Raw genomic sequence first — 19,359 nt, 5'->3', positions numbered from 1 at the left:
GGTACTCCTCGGGGAAGCGTGTGCGGGGTTGCCCGACCCATCGATGTTAACGGTAACAAGATGGTGGTCAAGATGTTGCGGGAATGTTTCGCTGCCGCCTCCCGGGGTTTGGCGGCGCGATGCGATGGGGTACCAGCGTCCCGGCCGTCAAAGCCGTCACCATCACCGTCGCTAGGGAGCGCCCATGGTCGAGCCGCACGTCACCCTGGACACCGGGTCGCTCAACCCGGTGGAGGAGAAGCTGCGCGGGCCGCTGGAGGAGCAGCTCACGTCGGCCCTGCAGGCCGCGACCGACAAGATCACCCACGAGTACGCGGGAGAGCCGGTCGATGCCGTGACCGTGAAGCTGCTGGAGCAGACCCGCTCGGGCCTGCACCCGGACATCGCCGCGGGCTTCGCACCGGATCAGGGCGAACTGCGCCGCGTCGCCGAGGCAATCGTCCGCCCGTCCTGACTCCGGCCGCTTGTTCGCATCCCTGCCCTCGGTGGCGGCAAAGATCTCGACGAGCATGTTCGCTCGCCTCCGAAGAGGCCGTCGAACAGCTCCAGCCGCACCTCACCGACAAGCACCTGGCAGATGCACTCGGTGGCCGACATGTCGAGGCTCCCCGGGACAAAGTATCTCCCCGGCAATTCAATGCCGGCCTCGCGGAACTCCGCCCAGGCAGGCAGGACTAAGTCATTAAATGTTGGGAACGGACGCAGGTCGCCGCTCAATGTGCCTGATCTTCAGTGAAGGTGAAGATAATCGTCCGGCCGTACCGATGGGCAGCGGGAAAGAGATCGTCGATATCGGGCGGGCTACCGACGACGACCCGCGCACCGCCGCTATCAGTTGTCACTAGAACTCGCGACGAGGAGGTTACTATCACCTCAGGCCGTACCGCGTTTTGTCCGAACGCGGGGAACGGCACCAAATCGACAAAGGGATCCACTCCGGCCAGATCTGCCAGCCAGTCGTCCGGCGAGCACACCATGTACCAGTCAGCCGACCTATGGACCTCGACGCGCGATGCCCCGCCACGCACAGCCGCCTCGAGCAGCAACGCGGCGGCCGCAGGTCCGTCGTGCGCCAACTCCCGGAACATATCAGGGTGTCGGCGCACGAACTCCAGTCCGGACGGCAGTCGCCGCAACCCGCTACCCGGGTCGGAAGGTAATTTCACCGGCTTCCCTCTTGATCACTCGGTGTCATCGTATTGGGTGAGGATTTTGGAGTCCGAAGTCGATTTTGGATGGCCGGGGATGGCCTGGTGCGATCGTGTCGAGGCTCATGAGGTGGCGGAATCGCTCGGCCGGGGCGTTTGGGGTTCCGGGTCTGGGCCGGCGGTGCGGTGTCGGGGGTGTCGGGGCTGGTGTGGGCAGAACGGCATGGCGGTTCGTCGCTGCGCGTCCCCTTGGTGGTGTGGATAGTTGTGTGTGGTTTGTAGCCCGGGCCAGGTGGTGCGGCCGTGGTCGGTGTGGAGCAGGACGGCCGCTGGCAGCGCGGAACCTGACCGATTCTCCGGAATTTCCGGGCGGATCACCCGACGCAGTCGATCGTCATTCGGCCATACGGACAGCCCCGTGCTCCGCACCTCCGAAGAGGTCGTCGAACGGCTCAAGCCGCACGTCACCGACCAGCACCTGGTAAATGCACTCAGTAGCCGACATGTCGAGGTCGTACCAGCTCTCCACATCCTCGTCCACAACCACGACGGGCCACTCCTCCGGCGCCACACCGTCGCGGGCATGCCAGAAGAAGTAGGTGCCTTCCACCGCCGCGAACGCCAGCAGCCGGTCCCCAGGGACAAAATACTTCAGCGGTAACTCGGCACCGGCCTGACGCAGCTCCGCCCAGGCGCGTTCGCGCTCTTCGATCAGAACTGCGATATCCGCGCTGGCGTTCCGCTCATCCGGACCAAAAAGACAGAGCCAGTCGTCGATGACCACCGCTCCGGTGCGGTCGATCAACCGCTTGTAGTCACCCGGCAACCGAGCCCCTATCGCTTCCTCGGCTGGATCCCAGGAAGGCGCCTCCCCCCGCTCGGCGACAGCAATAAGACCGAATACTTCGGCAGAAAGATCTCCCATGTCAGGGCTTATTCCAAATCGTGACGTTGATCATTAGCGGATCAGGTCCGTTACCCCTGGCGGTAAGGGCGATGCCGTAAGGCCTTGACCCTCTTCCACGGTAAAGGAGAATCGCACAGACGACCAAGGCCCGGCATTGTTCCCCCATGTTCGAGACCCAGCGTGCCCACAGAACGTAAGTGCATGATCGCTGCATGTCAATGCATCGATCGTCCACATGCGATCCCGGCATGACGCCGGCCCAACACGTTCCACGCGACCGTCCGCACACGACACGCCGGGCTCAGGCGGCTCAGCCGCCTCAGCCCATCCGGATCAGGGCGTCGCGGACCCGGGCGAGGTCGCGGCGCCGGCGTTCCAGGGTCATGGCCAGGCCGACCAGCAGCAGGCCCGCCGCGGCCAGCGGAATCCAGCGCGGCAGCAGGTCCCAGACCAGCACCAGCTCGTGCAGCGCCACCACCGCCAGCACCACACCGCCCACGACCACCGGCGCGCGAAGCCGGGCACGCGCGCCGGCCAGCAGCACCGCGAGCGCGGCCACGCCGAGCAGCAGGCGGCGCAGCGGCTGGCCCTCGCCGGCCAGCACGGAGGCCAGGCTCGGCAGCAGCGCCGCGGCCAGCGCCGGGCCGTACGTCACCCAGCTCGACAACTCGCCCCGGGAACGCCGCGCCAGCCAGCCGGCCAACAGCACCACCGCGGCCGCCGGCAGCGTGTACGCCTCAACCGTCGCGACCCGTTCCGCAGCGATCAGCAGCCACCAGCCGCCCAGTTCCGCGGCAGCCGCCGCCAGCACGTGTCCACGCCGGACCGTCGCCGCCTCGCCGGGCCGCAGGGCCCGCGCCCCGAGCGCCAGCCCCCAGAGCGTGCACACCGCCGCCGCGTGCCGGATCGATCCGGCGGTGAGCAGCAGCGCCACGAACGCCCCGGCGTGCGCGGCCACCTGGACGGTCCGGCCCTCCACGGCCCGGCGCGCCGCGAGTGCCGCGCCCACGGCCAGGATCACGGCGGCCGCGCCGAGCACGACGAACCCGCTGGTCGCCGGGGACAGCTCGGCCGCCCGGCCCACCGTGTAGGCGAACAGCACCGTCGCACCCGCACCGGCCAGCCAGCCGGCCAGGCGGGTGCCGAGGACGCGGCCTCCGGCGCCCGCCGCCGCGCCGGCGACCAGGGTCAGCCCGAGCGCGGCCAGCGTCGCGCCGCGGGTCGGCAGCGCCCCGGCGAGCCCGGCGCCGGCCAGCGCGGCGCAGGTCGGCACCAGCACGGCGGCCGCCGCCCCCGGGCGCAGCAGGGCCGCCGCGAGCAGCCCGGCCAGGCCGATGATCAGGCTCTCCGCGGGTACGCCCGGCCACGGCACGCCCGCCGCGGCGAAGCCCATCGGCGCGACGACGGCCAGGACCGGCGCGACGGCCCAGGCCGCGGCCCGGCGACCGGACGCGGCCTGCGCGGCGACAGCCACCGCCACCGCGAGCACGCCCAGCGCGACCGCGTCGGCGAGCGCGACCGGACCGACGCCGGTGCCCGCCGGATGCCCGGTCCAGACCCGGCCCAGCCATGCGTAGGGGCGTAGCAGCACCCCGGCCAGGCTCGGGGCGGTCGCCACGAGCAGCGCCACACCGAGCGGCACGGCGGCGAGACCGGCCTGGACGCCGCGCGCGAAAGTCAGCGCGACGAGCAGCAGCGCGATGGCCGCATAGCTGGCCGGCGAGTCACCGGTGGCGAGCGCCCAGACCGGCGCCGTCACGACACCCAGCAGGGCCGCCGCCAGCGCGTAGGGCCGGTAGCCCCGGCCGGTCAGCCGCACGGCGCCCACCAGCAGCGCCGCGGCGGCCAGCGCCACCCGGCTCTGCACCGGGGCGGCCAGGGACAGCGCGGCCGCCCCGGTCCAGGCCGCGGCCGGAACGGCCAGCATCCCCACCACGAGCGCCACTCCCCCGAGCACCCGCGCCCGGCCCCCCACAACAACGCCGACCAGCCGCGACGCACCACCCCCACCGACGCCGCCCGATCCCGCCGCACCGCCCCCAGCAACGCCAGCCGCCCCCGGCGAGCCCAGCCCACCAACACCAGCCGACCCCAACGAGCCACGCCCAGCAACACCAGCCGACCGGGACGTCACGCGCGCGGCGAGGGCTGTGGCGAAGCCGATCGCGGCGACGCCGGTGAAGGCGCCGAAGGCGACCCACGGACGCTCCAAAGCGACGACCACAGCATGGACGGTCAGCACGACCGCCACCGAAACCGGCCACGGCGCCGCGGCCCGCAGCGCCAAGGCCAGCGCAACCGCCACCACCAGCAGGTCAAAGCCGGGCACGGTCCACCAGGGCAGCCCGAAGCAGGCCGGCGCCGCAACAGCCGCCAGCACCAAGCCGCCGAGGACCGCATGCGGCTGCCCAACGCGGGGCACCAGCACGGTCAGCGCCCCGGTGAACAGCACGATCACCGCGGGCAGCCGCCAGTCCCCGACCCCGGAAGCCGCGGCGGCGATCGTCGCACCCACCACCGCCAGCCCGGTGCAGGCGACCACGAACAGGGCCCCGAGCTGCGGGCCACGCCGTACCGGTGCCGGCAGTCGGCGGCCCACCACCGTGACCAGCACCGCCAAGGCGGCAATGACCGCGACGATCAGCACCGGGGCGGCGAAGCTGCCCGCCGCGACCCCGGCGAACCGGCCGCCGCCGGCGGCCAGCGCGACCACGAACAGTCCGCCGGTGATCGACTGCGCCTGCGGAGCCCGGGCCAGCACGGCGCCCACCAGTGGCACCAGGGCCGCGACGATCAGGGCGCCGGCCGCCAGGGCGACCGCGCCGGGCGCGTAGAGCAGGACCATGGCGCCGAGTGCGGCCAGCGCGGAGGCGCTCGCCGCGCCGGCGCCGAGCAGGTACGCCGTGACACCCAGCGCACTCAGCGCGGAGCGCCGCAGCCGGATCACCGCGAGGTTCAGCACAGCCACCGCCGCCAGGGTGTACGACCAGCCGGTCACGTCCGGGTGGAACGGCGCCACCAGCAGCGGCAGCACCGGCTGGGCCACCAGCAGGGCCACGAAGCGCGGGCCGGTCAGCCCGGTCACGTGCTCGTACCCGGCGGCCACCGCGGCCGTCACCGCGCAGACCGCGCCCGCGTAGCCGAGCGCCGAATAGTCCGCGACGCCGAACAGGTTGACGTACCAGGCGGCGTACCCGTCCAGCAGCACCAGCAGCAGGCCGACCGCCGCGAAGGTCTCCGCCGTCGCGGTCAGGCCGCGGCGCAGCGCGGCGAGCGGCGCCGCCAGGGCGGCCACCGTGAAACCCGCCAGCAGCAGCGCCCGGCCGCCCACGCCGAACTGCGACCAGGCCACCGCGGTGAAGACGATCGCGGCCACCGCCAGCAACAGGCCGCCCAGCAGGAACAACGCGTTCTGCACCAGCCGCGTCGACGCCTCCTTGGTGCGCGGCACAAAAGCGGGCGGCACAAAAGCGGGCGGCACAGCAGCGGGCGCTACAAAAGCGGCCGCGCGGATCCGGGCGACCGCCGCCTCCCGCTGCTGCCACGCGCGGCGCAGCGCCGCGTCGGCGCCCGCGACCGCTTCGCGGGCGGTCGCCAGCCGGGCGGTCAGCACCGGGATCTCGGCGTCCAGGCGGATCACCTCGGCCGCGTCGGGGTCCGGGCCGCGGCCGCAGCCGGGGCAGCCGGAGGTCAAATTCGCCGGGGTACGGCACGACGGGCACGGGTACGAGGTCACGCCGTCGATCCTCGTCGCACCGGCCGCCCGGCTCCTGAGTTCGCGTACCTAGGAACCGCCGGTCAGGGGCTCAGCGGTGCAGGGTCAGAATGAGGTCCACCGCGAGGGCCGTCCAGCCGGTCTGGTGCCAGGCGCCCAGCCCCGCGCCGTTGTCGCCGTGGAAGTACTCGGGGAAGGAGATCAGGTCCTTCCAGTCCGGGTGGTTCTGGAAGACCTCCGAGGCGCCGTAGATCGGGCGCCGCCCCCACGAGTCCGGCACGAACAGCGACACCAGCCGGCGGGACAGGTCGTCGGCGACCGCGCTGAGCGGCATCTTGACCTGCGAGCCGGTCGGATATTCCACCATCAGGTCGTCGCCGAAGAACGCCGCGAACTCCCGCAGCGCCTCGATGAGCAGGTAGTTCACCGGCATCCAGACCGGGCCACGCCAGTTGGAGTTGCCGCCGAACAGCCCGCTGGTGCTCTCCGCCGGCTCGTACCCGACGGTGAACTCCGAGCCGCCCAGCGACACCGTGAACGGCTTCTCCAGGTGCGCGCGGGAGAGCGTTCTGAGGCCGTACGGGGAAAGGAACTCCTCCGGATCGAGCATCCGGGCCAGGATCCGCAGCAGCTGGTCCTGGCCCACCATGGACAGCAGCCGCTGCTGGCGGCCGTCGGCCGACAGCCGGCGGGCGCTGATCACGTCGGCATACTCGGCCTGGCCGGCCAGCAGCCAGCGCAGCCGCGCGGCCAGCTCGGGCAGGCGGTTGAGGGTGCCGGCGGACAGCCGGGTGGTGGCCGCCAGCGGCAGCAGGCCGACGATGGAACGGGCCTTGAGCGGCATCCGGTGCCCGTCGGGCAGCCGCAGCACGTCGTAGAAGAAGGAGTCCTCGTCATCCCAGAGCCCCTGCCGGTACGCCGCCTCGGCGATGTACGCGAAGTGCTCGAAGAACTTGGTGGCCATGTCCTCGTAGGTGCGGTCGTGCAGGGCCAGCCGGATCGACATGTCGAGCATGTTCAGGGCGTACATGGCCATCCAGCCGGTGCCGTCGGACTGCTCCAGCACGCCGGCCACCGGCAGCGCCGCGGACCGGTCGAACGGGCCCACGTTGTCCAGCCCGAGGAAGCCGCCCTCGAAGACGTTGTTGCCGCCGACGTCCTTGCGGTTGACCCACCAGGTGAAGTTGAGCAGCAGCTTGTGCATGACCCGGGCCAGGAAGTCGTGGTCGCCCCCGCCGTCGATCTCGAAGACCCGCAGCGCGGCCCAGGCGTGCACCGGCGGATTGACGTCACCGAACGCCCACTCGTACGCGGGAATCTGCCCGTTGGGGTGCATGTACCACTCGCGCAGCAACAGCAGCAGCTGCGACTTGGCGAAGCCGGGGTCGACCCGGGCGATCGAGACGCAGTGGAACGCCAGGTCCCAGGCCGCGTACCAGGGATATTCCCAGGGATCCGGCATGGAGATGACGTCGAAGCTGTTCATGTGCCACCAGGCGTTGTTGCGCCCGTAGCGCCGGCCGGGCGGCGGTGGCGCGGAGCCGGGATCGCCGGCCAGCCACTGCTTGACGTCGAAGTGGTAGAACTGCTTGCCCCACATCAGCCCGGCGATGCCCTGCCGGGCGACGGCGGCCTCCTCGGCGGAGGCGGCCGCCGGGATCAGCTCGGCGAAATAATCGTCGGCCTCGGCCAGCCGATCTCGTACGACGGCAGTGAAGTCCTCGCCCAGGGCCGGCTCGCCGGGTGCCTCGTCGCCGCGGGTCAGCCGCAGCCGGATCTCGCGGGTCTCCCCCGCTCCCAGCGTCAGCTCGTAGTGCAGCGCACCCTTGGTGCCCACCCCGGCCGGGTTGACCGTCGGCGCGCCCGACACGACGTGGTCGTTGATGCCGTCCTTCGGGTGCATGCTCGTGCCGGGCAGGCCCCACAGCCGCTGCGCGTTGGTCTCGTTGTCGCACATCAGGGCGGGCGGCGTGCCCTCGCCGGTCAGGGTGATGTGCCCGAGGCCGCGGTGCTCGCCGTGCAGGCGCCCGGGGCTGCCGGTGATGACCGGGACCGGGCGGCCGGGCAGGCCCCAGGACCAGGTGTTGCGGAACCACAGCGACGGCAGCACGTGCAGCGTGGCCTCCTCCGGGCCCCGGTTGGAGACGGTGACGACGATGCACATGTCCGCCACGTCCGCCTTGGCGTAGTCGACGGTCACGACCCAGAACCGGTCGTCGTCGAAGACCCCGGTGTCGATCAGCTCGTACTCCGGCTCGTCCCGGGAACGCTGGCCGTTGACCCGGACCAGCTCGTCGTAGGGGAAGGCCGCCTGCGGGTAGTGATACCGCCAGCGCATCCACGAGTGGGTCGGCGTCGAGTCCTGGTACCACCAGTACTCCTTGGCGTCCTCGCCGTGGTTGCCGCCGTCACCGCCGAGGCCGAACATCCGCTCCTTGAGGATCGGGTCCGCACCGTTCCACAGGGCCAGGGCGAAACAGAAGGTCTGCCGGTCATCGCAGACGCCGGCCATGCCGTCGTCATTCCACCGGTACGCCCGCGAGCGCGCGTGATCGTGCGGAAAATAGTCCCAGGCGGTGCCGTGCTCGCTGTAGTCCTCCCGGACCGTGCCCCAGGCCCGCTCGGCGAGGTAAGGACCCCAGGCACGCCAGGGCTGCTCGCCGGAGTCCGCCTGCGCCAAGCGCTCACGCTCCGCCACGCCGCCGCCCACCCCCTCGTCCCGACCTTCTGCAATTGTTACTGGCAGGTGTTACGAACACTAACGGAGCCCGCGACGAAAGATCGCCGGCGCCGTCCTTTACTAGGGTGCCCTCATGCCTGCCTCCGAGTACGTCAAGAACCTGCGCGCCCGGGTCGGTCACGACCTGATCATGTTCCCGACGGTCAGCGCGATCGTGCTCAACGACTGCGGCGAGATCCTCCTCGGGCAGCGCAGCGACAACCACCAGTGGTCGGTCATCGCCGGCATGATGGACCCGGGCGAGCAGCCCGCGGACGCGCTGGTCCGCGAGGTCGAGGAGGAGACCGGCGTCCAGGTGAAGATCGAACGCCTGGCCGGCGTCGCCCTGCACGAGATCGTCTACGGCAACGGCGACCGCTGCCACATGGTCAACACCTGGTTCCGCTGCCGCGCGGTGGGCGGCGAGGCCCGGGTCAACGACTCGGAGTCGATCGCGGTCGGCTGGTTCGCCCCGGACGCACTGCCGGAAATGAACCCGTTCGCCATGATCCGCATCCGCACCTCGCTGGACGAGAATGCCCCGGCCTGGTTCGCCCAGCCCGGCGAAAGCGAGATCCCCGGATACTGATCCTGTTTCTGGACACGGTCCTGCCCGGGCACCGTCCCGGTGACGGCGGGTCCCCTCGGCGCGATGCCCTATCCGAGCGGGTGTCGATAGCGACGGGCCAGCGTCGCCAGGTCCGGCTCGCCGAACTGCTCGGCCAGCGCCGCGAACTGGACCGCCTTGTCCTCACCGAACCGCCGGATGGCAGCCAGGTACGAGGTAGCTGTCACGAACACCGGCGGCGCCGTCTTGCTGTGGAACTTGTCGGCGTACATCACGAGTCGTTCCTCGTCGGTCCCGGCCAGGTAGTCGCCGGCGGGAAGCGGCAGTCCCTGCCGCAGCACGTCCTCGCGGCTGAGCCCCACACCGGTGTGGTGGGAACAGAACCGGCACACCGAATCCGGGAATCCGAGATCCCGCAGCAGGGCGTAGCCCAGCACGCCGTGCCGGATGTAGTTCGCCTGGTCAAGCTCGCCCGCCGCGTCGTACAGCCGGTAGACACCGATGTCGTGCAGCAAGCATCCCGCCCGCACCAACTCGACGTTGAGGGCAGGCCGGTGCGCGCCGAGCAGTTGCTCCGCCACCGCGCAGACGATCTCGCAGTGCGTGTAGACGAGGTCGAAGGCTTCCGCGGTGGGCGCGTACCGCTGGTGCAGCGCCCGGATCTGCCGGTCGGTGGGGATCATCCGCCGTGCACGGCCTCGATCGGATGCGAAGCATCGATCGAGACGCTGTCCGGGATCCGCGCGGCCACATGCACTCCTGATGGTCATCGGCGGTGTCGCTGGAGATCCCCACCCTACGGATGCACTGCCAGCAAGACACAGGGGTGAGTGTGACCTTCAGTGACTCATGGCGCCGAAGGTGCAGTCGTCGGGCGTCCAGCCGGCCAGCACCTCGAGAAGTGACCCGGAGCGGCCTCGGCAGCCTGTCACCCTCCGCCGGGAGCAGGCGCTTAGCCGGGCTCGGCCGCCCAGCTGGACTCGAGGTCGCTCGCCACGTCGCGGAGCAGCCGCAGGAAGACCTCGACCATCGGCGTGACCGTCGCGTCGGTCATCGTGACAACCTGCAGGTCACGATGCGGCACGGGCGGGCGCAGCGCCCGGTGAGCGGTGTGCGGCACGTGAGTCAGGGCAAGCCGCGACACCAGGGCGACGCCGATGCCGGTGCCCACGAGAGCCTGAGCGACGTCATACGACGCGGTCTGGAAGCGGATCCGAGGTGCGAAGCCGGCGGCGGCGGTGACCCGGTCGAACTGGGCCCGGGCCGCGTGACCGGCCAGAATGGTCACCCAAGCCTCGTCGCGGAACTGCTCCAGGCCGACCGCCGCCGTCTCGGTCACCGCTGGCCCGGCCAGGGTCGGCCCGGCCAGGGTCGGGTGGTCGTCGGGCAGGACCACGACCATCGGGTCGCGCAGCAGCGGGTGGACCGTGACCAGGTCGGGTGGTGTGATCGGCGTGTCCCATGACGCGATGACCGCCATGTCGAGGCGGCCCGCGACGACCTCGTCGATGCCCTGGTCGGATGTGATGTCGGTGACGGTGAGATCGGCGTCCGGGTAGCGGTGCCGCAACGCCGTGAGGGCGGGCGGCAGGAGGTGCAGGGCCGCAGCTTGGAAGGCACCGATGCGCAACCGCAGGGAGAGGCGGCCGAGCAGCCCGTCGAGACCGAGCGCGGCGCGCTGCGTCTCCTCGTCGATGATCCGTCCATGCCGAGCGAGCAGGACGCCGGCCGCGGTGAGCGTGGCCCCGCGCGGGCCGCGGTGCACGAGCGTCGTCCTCAGCTCCCGTTCGGCCTTCGCGAGCTTCTGGGTGATCGCCGCAGGAGTGCGGCCCAGGGCCTGCGCAGCGCCGGCCATCGAGCCGTGCCGCTCGATCAGCGCGAGCAATTGCAGCTGGGCCGGCTCCATGCGTGAAGAATAGTGAATGCTGGCTGCCAACTTCGAGCATTCTCTTCATGCCCTGACCACCGCAGGCTGAGGTCATGCCCACTCACCTCGCCGCCTTCATCACCACGACCTGGCTCCTGGCGATGCTTCCCGGTGCGGGCCAGGCCCTCATGGTCCGCCAGACCCTGGCCGGCGGCCGGCGCGCGGCCTGGGCCGGCATCGCGGGCACGGCCACCGGCCTGCTGATCTGGACGACCGCGGCGGCCGCCGGGCTGTCGGCGGTGGTGCTGGCCAACCCGGCCGCGTACGCGATCATCCGGACCGCCGGCGGAGCGGTGCTCGCCGTCCTGGGGCTGAGCACCCTGCTGGCGCTGCGCAAGAAGGCGCCGGCAGCGCCGGCGCCGGCCCGGTGGGGTGGTTACCTCGCCGGCCTCGCCACCAACCTCGGCAATCCCAAGGCCGGCGTCTTCGCGATCTCGCTGCTCCCCCAGTTCGTGACCGCGGACGGGCCGGTGTTCCTGTCCAGCCTCGCCCTCGGCGCGATCTGGGCGCTGGTGACGGCCTGCTGGTATGTGCTCTTCACCTGGGCGGTGAACCGGGGACGGTCGTTCGCCACGAGACCGGCAGTGCACCGCCGCCTGCAGGCCGTCACCGGCGGCGTGCTGGTCCTGCTGGGAGTGGCCGTCGCGGCCGGAGCCTGAGTCGCCCCGGCCCGGGCCGGCTGCGGGACGCGCTCCTCTCAACTCGCGTGCCCCGACGGCGCACATCCTTGAGAATGCCCAGCGTGCCCTCGCTGAACCTGCGTCATTCAGTCCGCGCGCTCATCCTCACCGACGACGATCGGATCCTGCTCTGTCGACATGCCATTCCGGACCCGCCCCCAAGAGTTGTCTGGGCAGCGCCCGGCGGAGGCGTCGAAAATGGCGAGACATCGCTCGCGGCGCTGCGCCGCGAGCTGCGGGAAGAGGTGGGCCTCGTCCTTGACACCAACCCGCCACACGTGTGGCACCAGGAAGTCGTCGCGCCCGGGCATTTACCGGGCTACGAGGGCGTGGTCAACGACTACTTCCTCGTCCGCACCGGCGCGTTCGTGCCGCGAGGCACCCTGTCCGACGACGAACTCGCCGCGGAGAACATCAGCGACGTGCGATGGTGGCCGCTGCCGGACATCGTCGCCTACCGCGGCCCCGACCTCTTCGGGCCACGCGACCTGGCCACCCGGTTGACAGCACTGGTCACCCATGGCGTTCCGGCCGAGCCGGTGCCGCTCGGCCTGTGAACAAACACTGAACCCGGAGCCCCCGAACGGAAAGCGGTTGGTGTGGCAACCTCCGGCCGGTACGGTCGGCGGCGCTGCCTCACGGGACGGACGAACATGACCGCCGACAAGCACCTGGACGAACCCGGCAGAACGGTCTTCGGCGCGGCCGCGGCGGCCTACGATGCCGGCCGCCCGGGCTATCACCCGGCATTGGTCGCGGAGGTGCTGACGTACGCGGACGCGTCCGAACGCACGGCGGTCGAGATCGGCGCGGGCACCGGCAAGGCCACCGTGCTGTTCGCCGCCAGCGGGGTGGCCGTCACGTGCCTCGAGCCGGACACCCGGATGGCCGAGGTTCTGCGACGCAACACGGCCGCGTTTCCCGGCGTGAGTGTCGAGGTCACCTCGTTCGAGTCGTGGGAGCGCGGTGATCGGCATTTCGGGATGCTGCTGGCCGCCACGTCGTGGCATTGGGTGCACCGATCGCGGCGCTGGACGACCGTCGCGGACGCGCTGCACCCCGGCGGGACCGTGGCATTGTTCTGGAACCCGCAGGGCGTGCTGGACCCTGACTTGCACGCCGACCTCTCGCGCATCGACGCCCGCCACGGCCTCGGCGACTCGCCGCACTCCCGGCCGGCGCCGACCTACGGGCTCGAGGCCGGGGACTGGGGCGCGGCCGGCCAGTCCGCGGATGAGGCCGGCCGCGACGGCCGGCTCCGCGTTGACTGGCCGGCCGCCGAGTGCCGAGACGACCCGCGCTTCGAGGATCTTCGGGAGGTCCGGCTCCGCGAGGAGACGCACTACGACACCGACCGCTACCTGAAGTTCCTCGAATCCGTCTCGACCTACCGCGTCCTGCCGGACGAGCTCCGCCGCCGCGCGCTGGCGGAGACGGCCGCCGCCCTGAACCGGCACGGCGGCGGCATCGACATGCTGCACGTCACCGACCTGTTCCTGGCCCGCCGCGCCTTCCCCGCATAGCTGCTCTCCGGGCAGGCTCAGGTCAGGGCCGCCATGATGATCTTCTGGGCGACCTTGGGCTGTTCGGCACCGCCCATGTGCAAGGTGTTGACCGAATAGACCAGCCGCCGGGACAGGTCCCGCGTCGCGCCCATGCCGTTGTTGTAGCCGGGCCGGTCGCCACTCTTCGCCCACACCGTCAGGTCACCGATTTGAAACCTGGTCAGCCCGGCCGAATACACCGCCGGCTGGTCGGTGCCGAAGATCTTCACGTTCGGGACGGTGAACATCTCGTTCAGCTGCTTCTTCGGCAGGAGCCGGCCGCGGAACAGGGCGACCATCAACCGGTCCAGGTCTGCCGCGGTGGAGATGATCGAGGCAGCCGACCATTGCAGGGACGGATTGGCCTCGGTGACGTCCATCCATCCCTCCGCGGTGACCTCGTAGCCACGCGCGTGCGGGCCAAGGATGCGCGGGTCCTCGCCGGGCACGCTGGTGCCGGTCAGGTGCAGCGGCCGGATGATGCGGCGGGTGACCTCGTCGGCCCACCGGTTGCCGGTCACCTTCTCGATCAGCAGACCGGCCAGGATGTAGTCGGCGTTGCCGTACCGCTGCGCTGTGCCGGGTGGGAACGCCAGGGGCTTGCTCAGGTCGAGCTGGCTACCCGGCTCGAAGTGGTCGTAGCGGTGATCGCGGAACCAGCCCGGGTCCTTCGAGTTGACGCCTAGGCCGTTGATGCCGCTGGTCCAGTTGAGCAGCGTGCGGACCGGGATCGGGGGATAGTCTCCGGGCAGCAGGCCGGGCAGGTAAGACTGCACCGGGCGGTCGAGATCCACGCGCCGCTCCGCGGCCAGTTGCAGAGCGACGACGGCGGTGAAGGTCTTCGTGATCGAGCCCACCCGGAACCGGCCGTCCAGCCGGGGTGGCTCGGTGCTGCCGAGCTCGGCGATCCCCGAGGCTCCCGACCACGCGCCGGCCCGGCCACGGATCCGGACCAATGCCCCGCTGGCCTCGCCGTTCGGCAGGCCGGCGATGGCCGCGGAAAGCTTCGCCGGATCGAGCGGAGGGAGCGCCGGCGCGGTGGCCGCAGCGGCGGGGTTGGCGGCGGAGCCGGCGAGGACGGCGGCGACCAGGAGGATGCCGAGGGCACGGCGTGGAAATGTCATGCCGTTACCCTGTCGTCCATTGTCGCCTGGCTGATCGGGTGATCTCCCCGATCGCGACCCTGATTTCCCTAGGCGACCGACTCTCCCTAGACGACCGATCTCTCCCTCGGCGACCGAGCACTCCCTAGACGACCGAGCACTCCCCCGGCGACCGAGCACTCCCCCGGCGACCGAGCACTCCCCCGGCGACCGACTCTCCCTCGGCGACCGAGCCGGACCGTCAAGCGAGCCAGCCCGGCCGGATCAGCCCGGCCTCATAGGCGTAGACCACCAGCTGCGCGCGGTCGCGGGCGCCGAGCTTGACCATCGTGCGGCTGACGTGGGTTTTCGCGGTCGCCGGGCTGATCACCAGCCGGGTCGCGATCTCGTCGTTGGACAGTCCCTCGCCGACCAGGACCATCACCTCTCGCTCGCGGTCGGTGAGCCCTTCCAGCCGGCGTTCGGCCTCCTCGGGTGGCATCGCCGGGCGGCCTCGGCCGCCCGGGGAGGCGAACTCGCCGATGACCCGCCGGGTGACGCTCGGCGACAGCAGGGCGTCGCCGGCCGCGACCGCCCGGACCGCGCGCAGCAGCTCGACCGGCTCGGTGTCCTTGACCAGGAAGCCCGAGGCGCCGGTGCGCAGCGCCTCGAAGACGTACTCGTCCAGCTCGAATGTGGTCAGGATGACCACCCGGGCACCGGCCAGCGCGGGCTCCGCGGCGATGCGGCGGGTGGCCTCCAGCCCGTCCACTCCGGGCATCCGGATGTCCATCAGCACCACGTCCGGGCGGGTCTGGACGGCCAGCCGGACCGCCTCCAGGCCGTCGCCGGCCTCGGCGACCACCTCGATGTCCGGCTCCGCGTTGAGCAGCGCGCGGAAGCCGGCCCGCACCAGGGCCTGGTCGTCCGCCAGCAGAACCGTGATCATGCGGGCTCCCTCGTCGGGGTCGTCCTGGTGGGCAGTACGGCGGCGACCAGGTAGCCGCCGTCGGGGAGCGGGCCGGCGTCGAGGGAACCGCCCAGGCTCGCGGCCCGGGCGCGCATCCCGGCGATGCCGCTGCCGTGCCCATCAGCATCGCCATCGCCATCGGCGGCGCCAGCGGCGGCGGGGTCGGGGCGCTGTGCCTTGCGGGGGCCGTCGTTGCGGATCGTCAGGCGGAGCTCGTCCGGCTCGTATGCGACCGAGACCGTGGCCGCGGCGCCGGTGGTCGCGTGCCGGCGCACGTTGGTGAGGGCTTCCTGGACGATCCGGTATGCCGCGCGGTCCACCTCGGCCGGCAGGTCGCGCCGCTCCCCCACGGTTTCGGTCTGCACCGGCAGGCCGGCGTCCGCCGTGAGGTCGGTGAGGCGGTCCAGGCCCAGCGCGGGCTGGCGGGGGGCCGCTTCCTCCTCCGGGCGGAGCACGCCGAGCACCGCGCGGACCTCCCGCAGCGCCTCGGAACTGGCGGTCTTGATCGCGGCCAGCGCCTCGCGGGCCTGTTCCGGCCGGTTGTCCATCAGGTGCAGCCCCACCCCGGCCTGCACATTGATCAGCGAGAGGTGGTGGCCGAGCACGTCGTGCAGCTCGCGGGCGATGCGCAGCCGCTCGTCGGAGGCCTGGCGGCGCTCCTGCTCCTCCCGGGCGCGGGTGCGTTCGGCTTTCGCCTTGGTCATCTCGGCCAGGTAGGCGGCACGGGCCCGGGCCGCGCTGCCGATGAAGGCCGTCAGGGCCAGCCCGAAGGCCGTGAGCACGGCGTCGCGCAGGGCCGGGCGGGCCGTGGCCGGCAGCCCGAGCGGATCGGCGCAGAACCAGGTGATCGTCAGGTAGGCCAGGTAGCCGGCGGCCGCGGTGATGAACGCGGACCGGCGGTGCCCCTCGCGCACGGCGGTGAACAGGGCGATGACCGGCGCCACGGCATATGTCCAGGTCGGTGTGCTGAAGGTGGCGAACCCGATCGTGGCCGCGCCGGTGACCGCGAGGACGGCGATCGGCGCCCGCCCGCGCCAGGCCAGGGCGACCGGGCCGACCAGCAGCAATGCGTGCGCGATCATGTCGCGCGGGTAAGCGAGGTGGCCGGCCTCCGTCCAGTTTCCGAAGACGTGGAAGCACAGAGCGGCGATGACCGCGTGCGGCCGGGGCCCGTGGCGCATGCCGCGACCTGCGGCGCCCGACCATCTCGGTGGTGCACCCCGGGGGGAACGGGCGCCGTCCCAGGACCACGCGCGGTCTCCGGAGACCCCGCTTGAGCCCTCGAAAGGCCGGCGGCCGGATCCTCCCGGCCGACCCGGCTGGTCTTGCAGGCCCCGGTCTCGCACCTCTCGAACCTACGGCACCGCTGCTCACCGGCACATCCGCGCGCCGGCGACCCTCTTGTGCGCCCCAGGGAGTAGCGACCGGGGCCGCGTACTCCCCAGGGCGTACGGCGCAGGGGGCTTGCTGCTCCGCCGACGGCGTACCAGATGCTCCGCCGGGGCGACGCGGCCCGGCGGCCGATCCGCGAACCTGGAAGTCAGTCAGCCACGCTCGCAGGAGGTCAATGTGAATCCCAACGACGCAACCCGGTCCGGGCCCCATCGGCTCCGGACTTCCGACACCGAGCGCGAGCAGGTCGCCGAGATGCTGCGGGCCGCGATGGCCGAGGGGCGGCTCACCCTCGAGGAGGGTGAGGAGCGTCTCGGCCAGGTGTACGCGGCCAAGTTCCGCGACGAGCTCGCCCCGCTCACCGCCGATCTGCCCGACAACGGCCGCCGCGCTCTGGCCGAAACACCGCAGGCGCAAGCCGCGACACGCCGACATCTGCGCCGGCACGCCGGTTTCGTGGCGCTGCTCGCGGTCTTCCTGACCGGGATCTGGGCGCTGTCGGGCGCGCACTTCTTCTGGCCCGCGATTCCGCTCTTCTTCCTGGTCATGGGTTTGATGCGGCACGCCCGGTACGGCCGCTACCGGGCCGAGTACAGCTACCGGCACCACGTCGCGCCGTGGAACGCGCCGACCTATAGGTGATCTTGAACACTCCACTGTAGACGTGGCGGTCGTTGCCCACCCCTCCCCGCTCTGCGACAGTTGCCAGGTTTACCCCCGGCCACCGTCGCGCCGGGACTACGGGGAGGGTGGGCACGACCATGATGGGTCCGTCGCACGCACTGTCGGGCGCGGCCGTCTGGCTGGCCGGCAGTTGGGCCTTGGATCAATTCGCGGGGTACGACCAGTCGCCGCTGGCGATCGCGGTGGGCACAGCCGTCTGCGCGGGCGGTGCGTTGCTGCCCGACCTGGACCTGTCCGGCAAGGTCACCAGAAACCAGGGCGGCGCGACCGTCGCCCGGACGTTCGGCGTGTTCTCGCTGTTCGTGGCCGAGGTCATCGAGAAGATCTCGCTCGGCATCTACACGGCGACCAAGCTGAGCAAGGACCCGCGCCGCAACAACGGGCACCGCACCTTCACCCACACGCTGCCGTTCTGCGGCCTGGTCGGCTGGGGCACGACGGCGCTGTGCGCGAACTATGGCAAGTGGGCGGTCGTGGCCGTGGTGTTCTTCATGGCCGGCCTGGCCCTGCGCGGGCTGTTCGACGAGTGGGCCGAGCGCGCCGGCTGGCTCATCGTGACGCTGGCGTCGGGCGTGATCGCCTGGTTCACCGCGGCGAACCTGCCCGGCGACCGCGGCTATCCGATGCTGGGCTTCGCGGTGGGCGTCGGCTGCTTCGTGCACCTGCTGGGCGACATCATCACCAAGAACGGCGTGCCGATCCTGTGGCCGATACCCATCGGGCGCCGGATGTGGCGGATGATCGGGGTGCCCAACGGGATGGCCGTCAAGGTCGGTGGGCGCGCCGAGGTGCTCGTGCTGCGCACCGTGTTCACGGTGATCGCCATCCTGTCGGTCTTCGGCATGTTCGCCCCACACCTGCTGCAGCGCCTGGACCTGGACGTCTGGGCCGACGGCTGACCGGCGTGCGGGTCCTCGAGCGCTTCGTCGCCGGCAAGGCCGGCGACCCGCTCAGCTGCGAGGACGCCGTGGTCGTGACCGACGGTCACGCGGCGATCGTGGACGGCGCCACCGACATCACCGGCCGGCGGTACGGCACGACGGGCGTCGCCGGTGGCCGGTGGCCGGTGGGCGATGGCAGCCTGCGTCGACGCCCTCCAGGCTCTCCCGCCCGACGCGGACGTGACCACCGCCACGGCCCGGCTGACGTCGACGCTCGCCGAGCGGCTCGACCCGGAGTTGCCGCCGGCCGTGCGTCCCAGCGCTGCGGTGACCGTCTACTCGCGCCGGCTCCGGCAGGTGTGGCAGATCGGGGACGTCGCGTTCCACTATCCGGGCCTGCCGGCCGGTTCCGGCCGGCCGCGCAAGCCGCTCGACCGGATCGCCGCCGACTTCCGGGCCGCGATCATCGCAGCCGAGGCCACCGCCGGGGAGCTGGACCTGGCGGCCACCGACCCCGGCCGGCTCGCGGCCCGGGCGCTGATCTCGCGCCAGGGCGCGCTGCGCAACAGAGCAGGACCGTACGGCTTCGCGGCGATCGACGGCCGCCCGGTGCCACCGTCCCTGATCGTGGTGCACGACGTGCCCGGCCACGTCGACGAACTGGTGCTGGCCAGCGACGGCTACCCGGAGGTCCACCCGACCCTGGCCGGGAGCGAGGCGCGGCTGGCCGAGCTGTTGGCCGAGGATCCGCACTGCGTCGGCGCGCTGCGCGGGACGAAGGGCGTCACCGCCGGGCAGATCAGCTTCGACGACCGCGCCTACCTGCGGCTGCGCGTCTCTCCCGAAGACCGCTCTCCCTAAGCCTCGATCCGTGGATCGGATCGAGGCTAAGACCGCCGGGGCCGGCTCACGGCTCGTCGAGGCGGAACCCGACCTTCATCGTGACCTGGACGTGCCCGACCTCGCCCCGCTCCAGGTGGCCCCGGATCTCGGTCACCTCAAACCAGTCGAGATTGCGCAGGGTCTCCGAGGCCCGCCGGACGCCGTTGCGGATGGCCTGGTCGACGCCCTCCGGCGAGCTGCCGACGATCTCGGTCACCCGGTAGGTGTGGTCACTCATCATCTCTCCCGTCGCTGGCGGG

At 71.6% G+C, this 19,359-nt stretch carries 18 protein-coding genes; 8 read left to right on the top strand and 10 right to left on the bottom strand.

Features of this window, described 5'->3' with window-relative positions; all coding sequences use genetic code 11:
- Positions 1 to 184: 184 nt before the first annotated feature.
- Positions 185 to 454, top strand: a complete 270-nt coding sequence (locus DMB66_RS06510) for a hypothetical protein (protein ID WP_125803087.1) — start codon at positions 185 to 187, stop codon at positions 452 to 454.
- Positions 455 to 713: 259 nt separating this feature from the next.
- Here DMB66_RS06510 and DMB66_RS06505 read toward each other — a convergent pair whose 3' ends face one another.
- The 4 genes from DMB66_RS06505 to DMB66_RS06490 all read right to left on the bottom strand — a co-directional run bounded on the left by DMB66_RS06505 (position 714) and on the right by DMB66_RS06490 (position 8,468).
- A complete protein-coding gene (locus DMB66_RS06505) occupies positions 714 to 1,076 on the bottom strand; it encodes a hypothetical protein (RefSeq protein ID WP_125803086.1) in 363 nt (120 codons plus the stop codon).
- Positions 1,077 to 1,542: 466 nt separating this feature from the next.
- Positions 1,543 to 2,073, bottom strand: a complete 531-nt coding sequence (locus DMB66_RS06500; RefSeq protein WP_125803085.1) for a hypothetical protein — start codon at positions 2,071 to 2,073, stop codon at positions 1,543 to 1,545.
- Positions 2,074 to 2,374: 301 nt separating this feature from the next.
- Positions 2,375 to 5,791: an SCO7613 C-terminal domain-containing membrane protein gene (locus DMB66_RS06495; RefSeq protein WP_125803084.1), complete on the bottom strand. Its 3,417-nt coding sequence runs from the start codon at positions 5,789 to 5,791 to the stop codon at positions 2,375 to 2,377.
- A gap of 70 nt (positions 5,792 to 5,861) precedes the next feature.
- Positions 5,862 to 8,468, bottom strand: coding sequence for a glucosidase (locus tag DMB66_RS06490; protein WP_233624340.1), 2,607 nt, complete (start codon positions 8,466 to 8,468; stop codon positions 5,862 to 5,864).
- Between the two features lie 115 nt (positions 8,469 to 8,583).
- Here DMB66_RS06490 and DMB66_RS06485 point away from each other — a divergent pair, with 115 nt between their 5' ends.
- The gene (locus DMB66_RS06485; RefSeq protein ID WP_125803082.1) at positions 8,584 to 9,078 is read left to right on the top strand and encodes an NUDIX domain-containing protein; all 495 of its coding nucleotides are present in this window, start codon (positions 8,584 to 8,586) and stop codon (positions 9,076 to 9,078) included.
- A 68-nt stretch (positions 9,079 to 9,146) separates the two neighbouring features.
- Here the strand turns inward: DMB66_RS06485 and DMB66_RS06480 are convergent, their stop codons facing one another.
- A complete protein-coding gene (locus DMB66_RS06480) occupies positions 9,147 to 9,740 on the bottom strand; it encodes an HD domain-containing protein (protein ID WP_125803081.1) in 594 nt (197 codons plus the stop codon).
- A gap of 269 nt (positions 9,741 to 10,009) precedes the next feature.
- On the bottom strand, positions 10,010 to 10,963 hold the full coding sequence (locus DMB66_RS06475; RefSeq protein ID WP_125803080.1) for a LysR substrate-binding domain-containing protein: 954 nt from the start codon (positions 10,961 to 10,963) through the stop codon (positions 10,010 to 10,012).
- Positions 10,964 to 11,037: 74 nt separating this feature from the next.
- On the opposite strand from DMB66_RS06475, the gene DMB66_RS06470 reads away from it, so the two are divergent.
- The 3 genes from DMB66_RS06470 to DMB66_RS06460 all read left to right on the top strand — a co-directional run bounded on the left by DMB66_RS06470 (position 11,038) and on the right by DMB66_RS06460 (position 13,187).
- Positions 11,038 to 11,643 carry a LysE family translocator gene (locus DMB66_RS06470; RefSeq protein ID WP_125803079.1) on the top strand — a complete coding sequence of 202 codons (606 nt, stop codon included), beginning with the start codon at positions 11,038 to 11,040 and terminating at the stop codon, positions 11,641 to 11,643.
- 83 nt (positions 11,644 to 11,726) lie between these two features.
- Complete coding sequence (locus DMB66_RS06465; RefSeq protein WP_233624339.1) at positions 11,727 to 12,221, top strand: NUDIX domain-containing protein; 495 nt, start codon at positions 11,727 to 11,729, stop codon at positions 12,219 to 12,221.
- 96 nt (positions 12,222 to 12,317) lie between these two features.
- Positions 12,318 to 13,187: a trans-aconitate 2-methyltransferase gene (locus DMB66_RS06460; protein ID WP_125803077.1), complete on the top strand. Its 870-nt coding sequence runs from the start codon at positions 12,318 to 12,320 to the stop codon at positions 13,185 to 13,187.
- Between the two features lie 17 nt (positions 13,188 to 13,204).
- Here the strand turns inward: DMB66_RS06460 and DMB66_RS06455 are convergent, their stop codons facing one another.
- The 3 genes from DMB66_RS06455 to DMB66_RS06445 form a co-directional block, all read right to left on the bottom strand.
- Positions 13,205 to 14,332 (bottom strand): serine hydrolase, encoded by a 1,128-nt coding sequence (locus DMB66_RS06455; RefSeq protein ID WP_125803076.1) that lies wholly within the window; start codon positions 14,330 to 14,332, stop codon positions 13,205 to 13,207.
- 220 nt (positions 14,333 to 14,552) lie between these two features.
- Entirely contained in the window at positions 14,553 to 15,239 is a 687-nt protein-coding gene (locus DMB66_RS06450; RefSeq protein WP_125803075.1) for a response regulator transcription factor, read from the bottom strand.
- Positions 15,236 to 16,441 (bottom strand): sensor histidine kinase, encoded by a 1,206-nt coding sequence (locus DMB66_RS06445; RefSeq protein WP_125803074.1) that lies wholly within the window; start codon positions 16,439 to 16,441, stop codon positions 15,236 to 15,238. Before DMB66_RS06445 ends, DMB66_RS06450 begins: the two co-directional genes overlap by 4 nt.
- A 388-nt stretch (positions 16,442 to 16,829) precedes the next feature.
- Here DMB66_RS06445 and DMB66_RS63520 point away from each other — a divergent pair, with 388 nt between their 5' ends.
- The 3 genes from DMB66_RS63520 to DMB66_RS06430 all read left to right on the top strand — a co-directional run bounded on the left by DMB66_RS63520 (position 16,830) and on the right by DMB66_RS06430 (position 19,078).
- On the top strand, positions 16,830 to 17,294 hold the full coding sequence (locus DMB66_RS63520) for a DUF1707 domain-containing protein (protein ID WP_233624338.1): 465 nt from the start codon (positions 16,830 to 16,832) through the stop codon (positions 17,292 to 17,294).
- Between the two features lie 119 nt (positions 17,295 to 17,413).
- Positions 17,414 to 18,235, top strand: a complete 822-nt coding sequence (locus DMB66_RS06435) for a metal-dependent hydrolase (protein ID WP_125803072.1) — start codon at positions 17,414 to 17,416, stop codon at positions 18,233 to 18,235.
- 174 nt (positions 18,236 to 18,409) lie between these two features.
- Positions 18,410 to 19,078 carry a hypothetical protein gene (locus tag DMB66_RS06430; protein WP_233624337.1) on the top strand — a complete coding sequence of 223 codons (669 nt, stop codon included), beginning with the start codon at positions 18,410 to 18,412 and terminating at the stop codon, positions 19,076 to 19,078.
- A 46-nt stretch (positions 19,079 to 19,124) separates the two neighbouring features.
- Here the strand turns inward: DMB66_RS06430 and DMB66_RS06425 are convergent, their stop codons facing one another.
- The gene (locus tag DMB66_RS06425; RefSeq protein ID WP_125803071.1) at positions 19,125 to 19,337 is read right to left on the bottom strand and encodes a dodecin; all 213 of its coding nucleotides are present in this window, start codon (positions 19,335 to 19,337) and stop codon (positions 19,125 to 19,127) included.
- Positions 19,338 to 19,359 lie beyond the last annotated feature (22 nt).

It is taken from the genome of Actinoplanes sp. ATCC 53533 (assembly GCF_003947245.1).
Note: the sequence above shows the minus strand (reverse complement) of the source record. Positions and strands in the feature narration are given on the sequence as shown.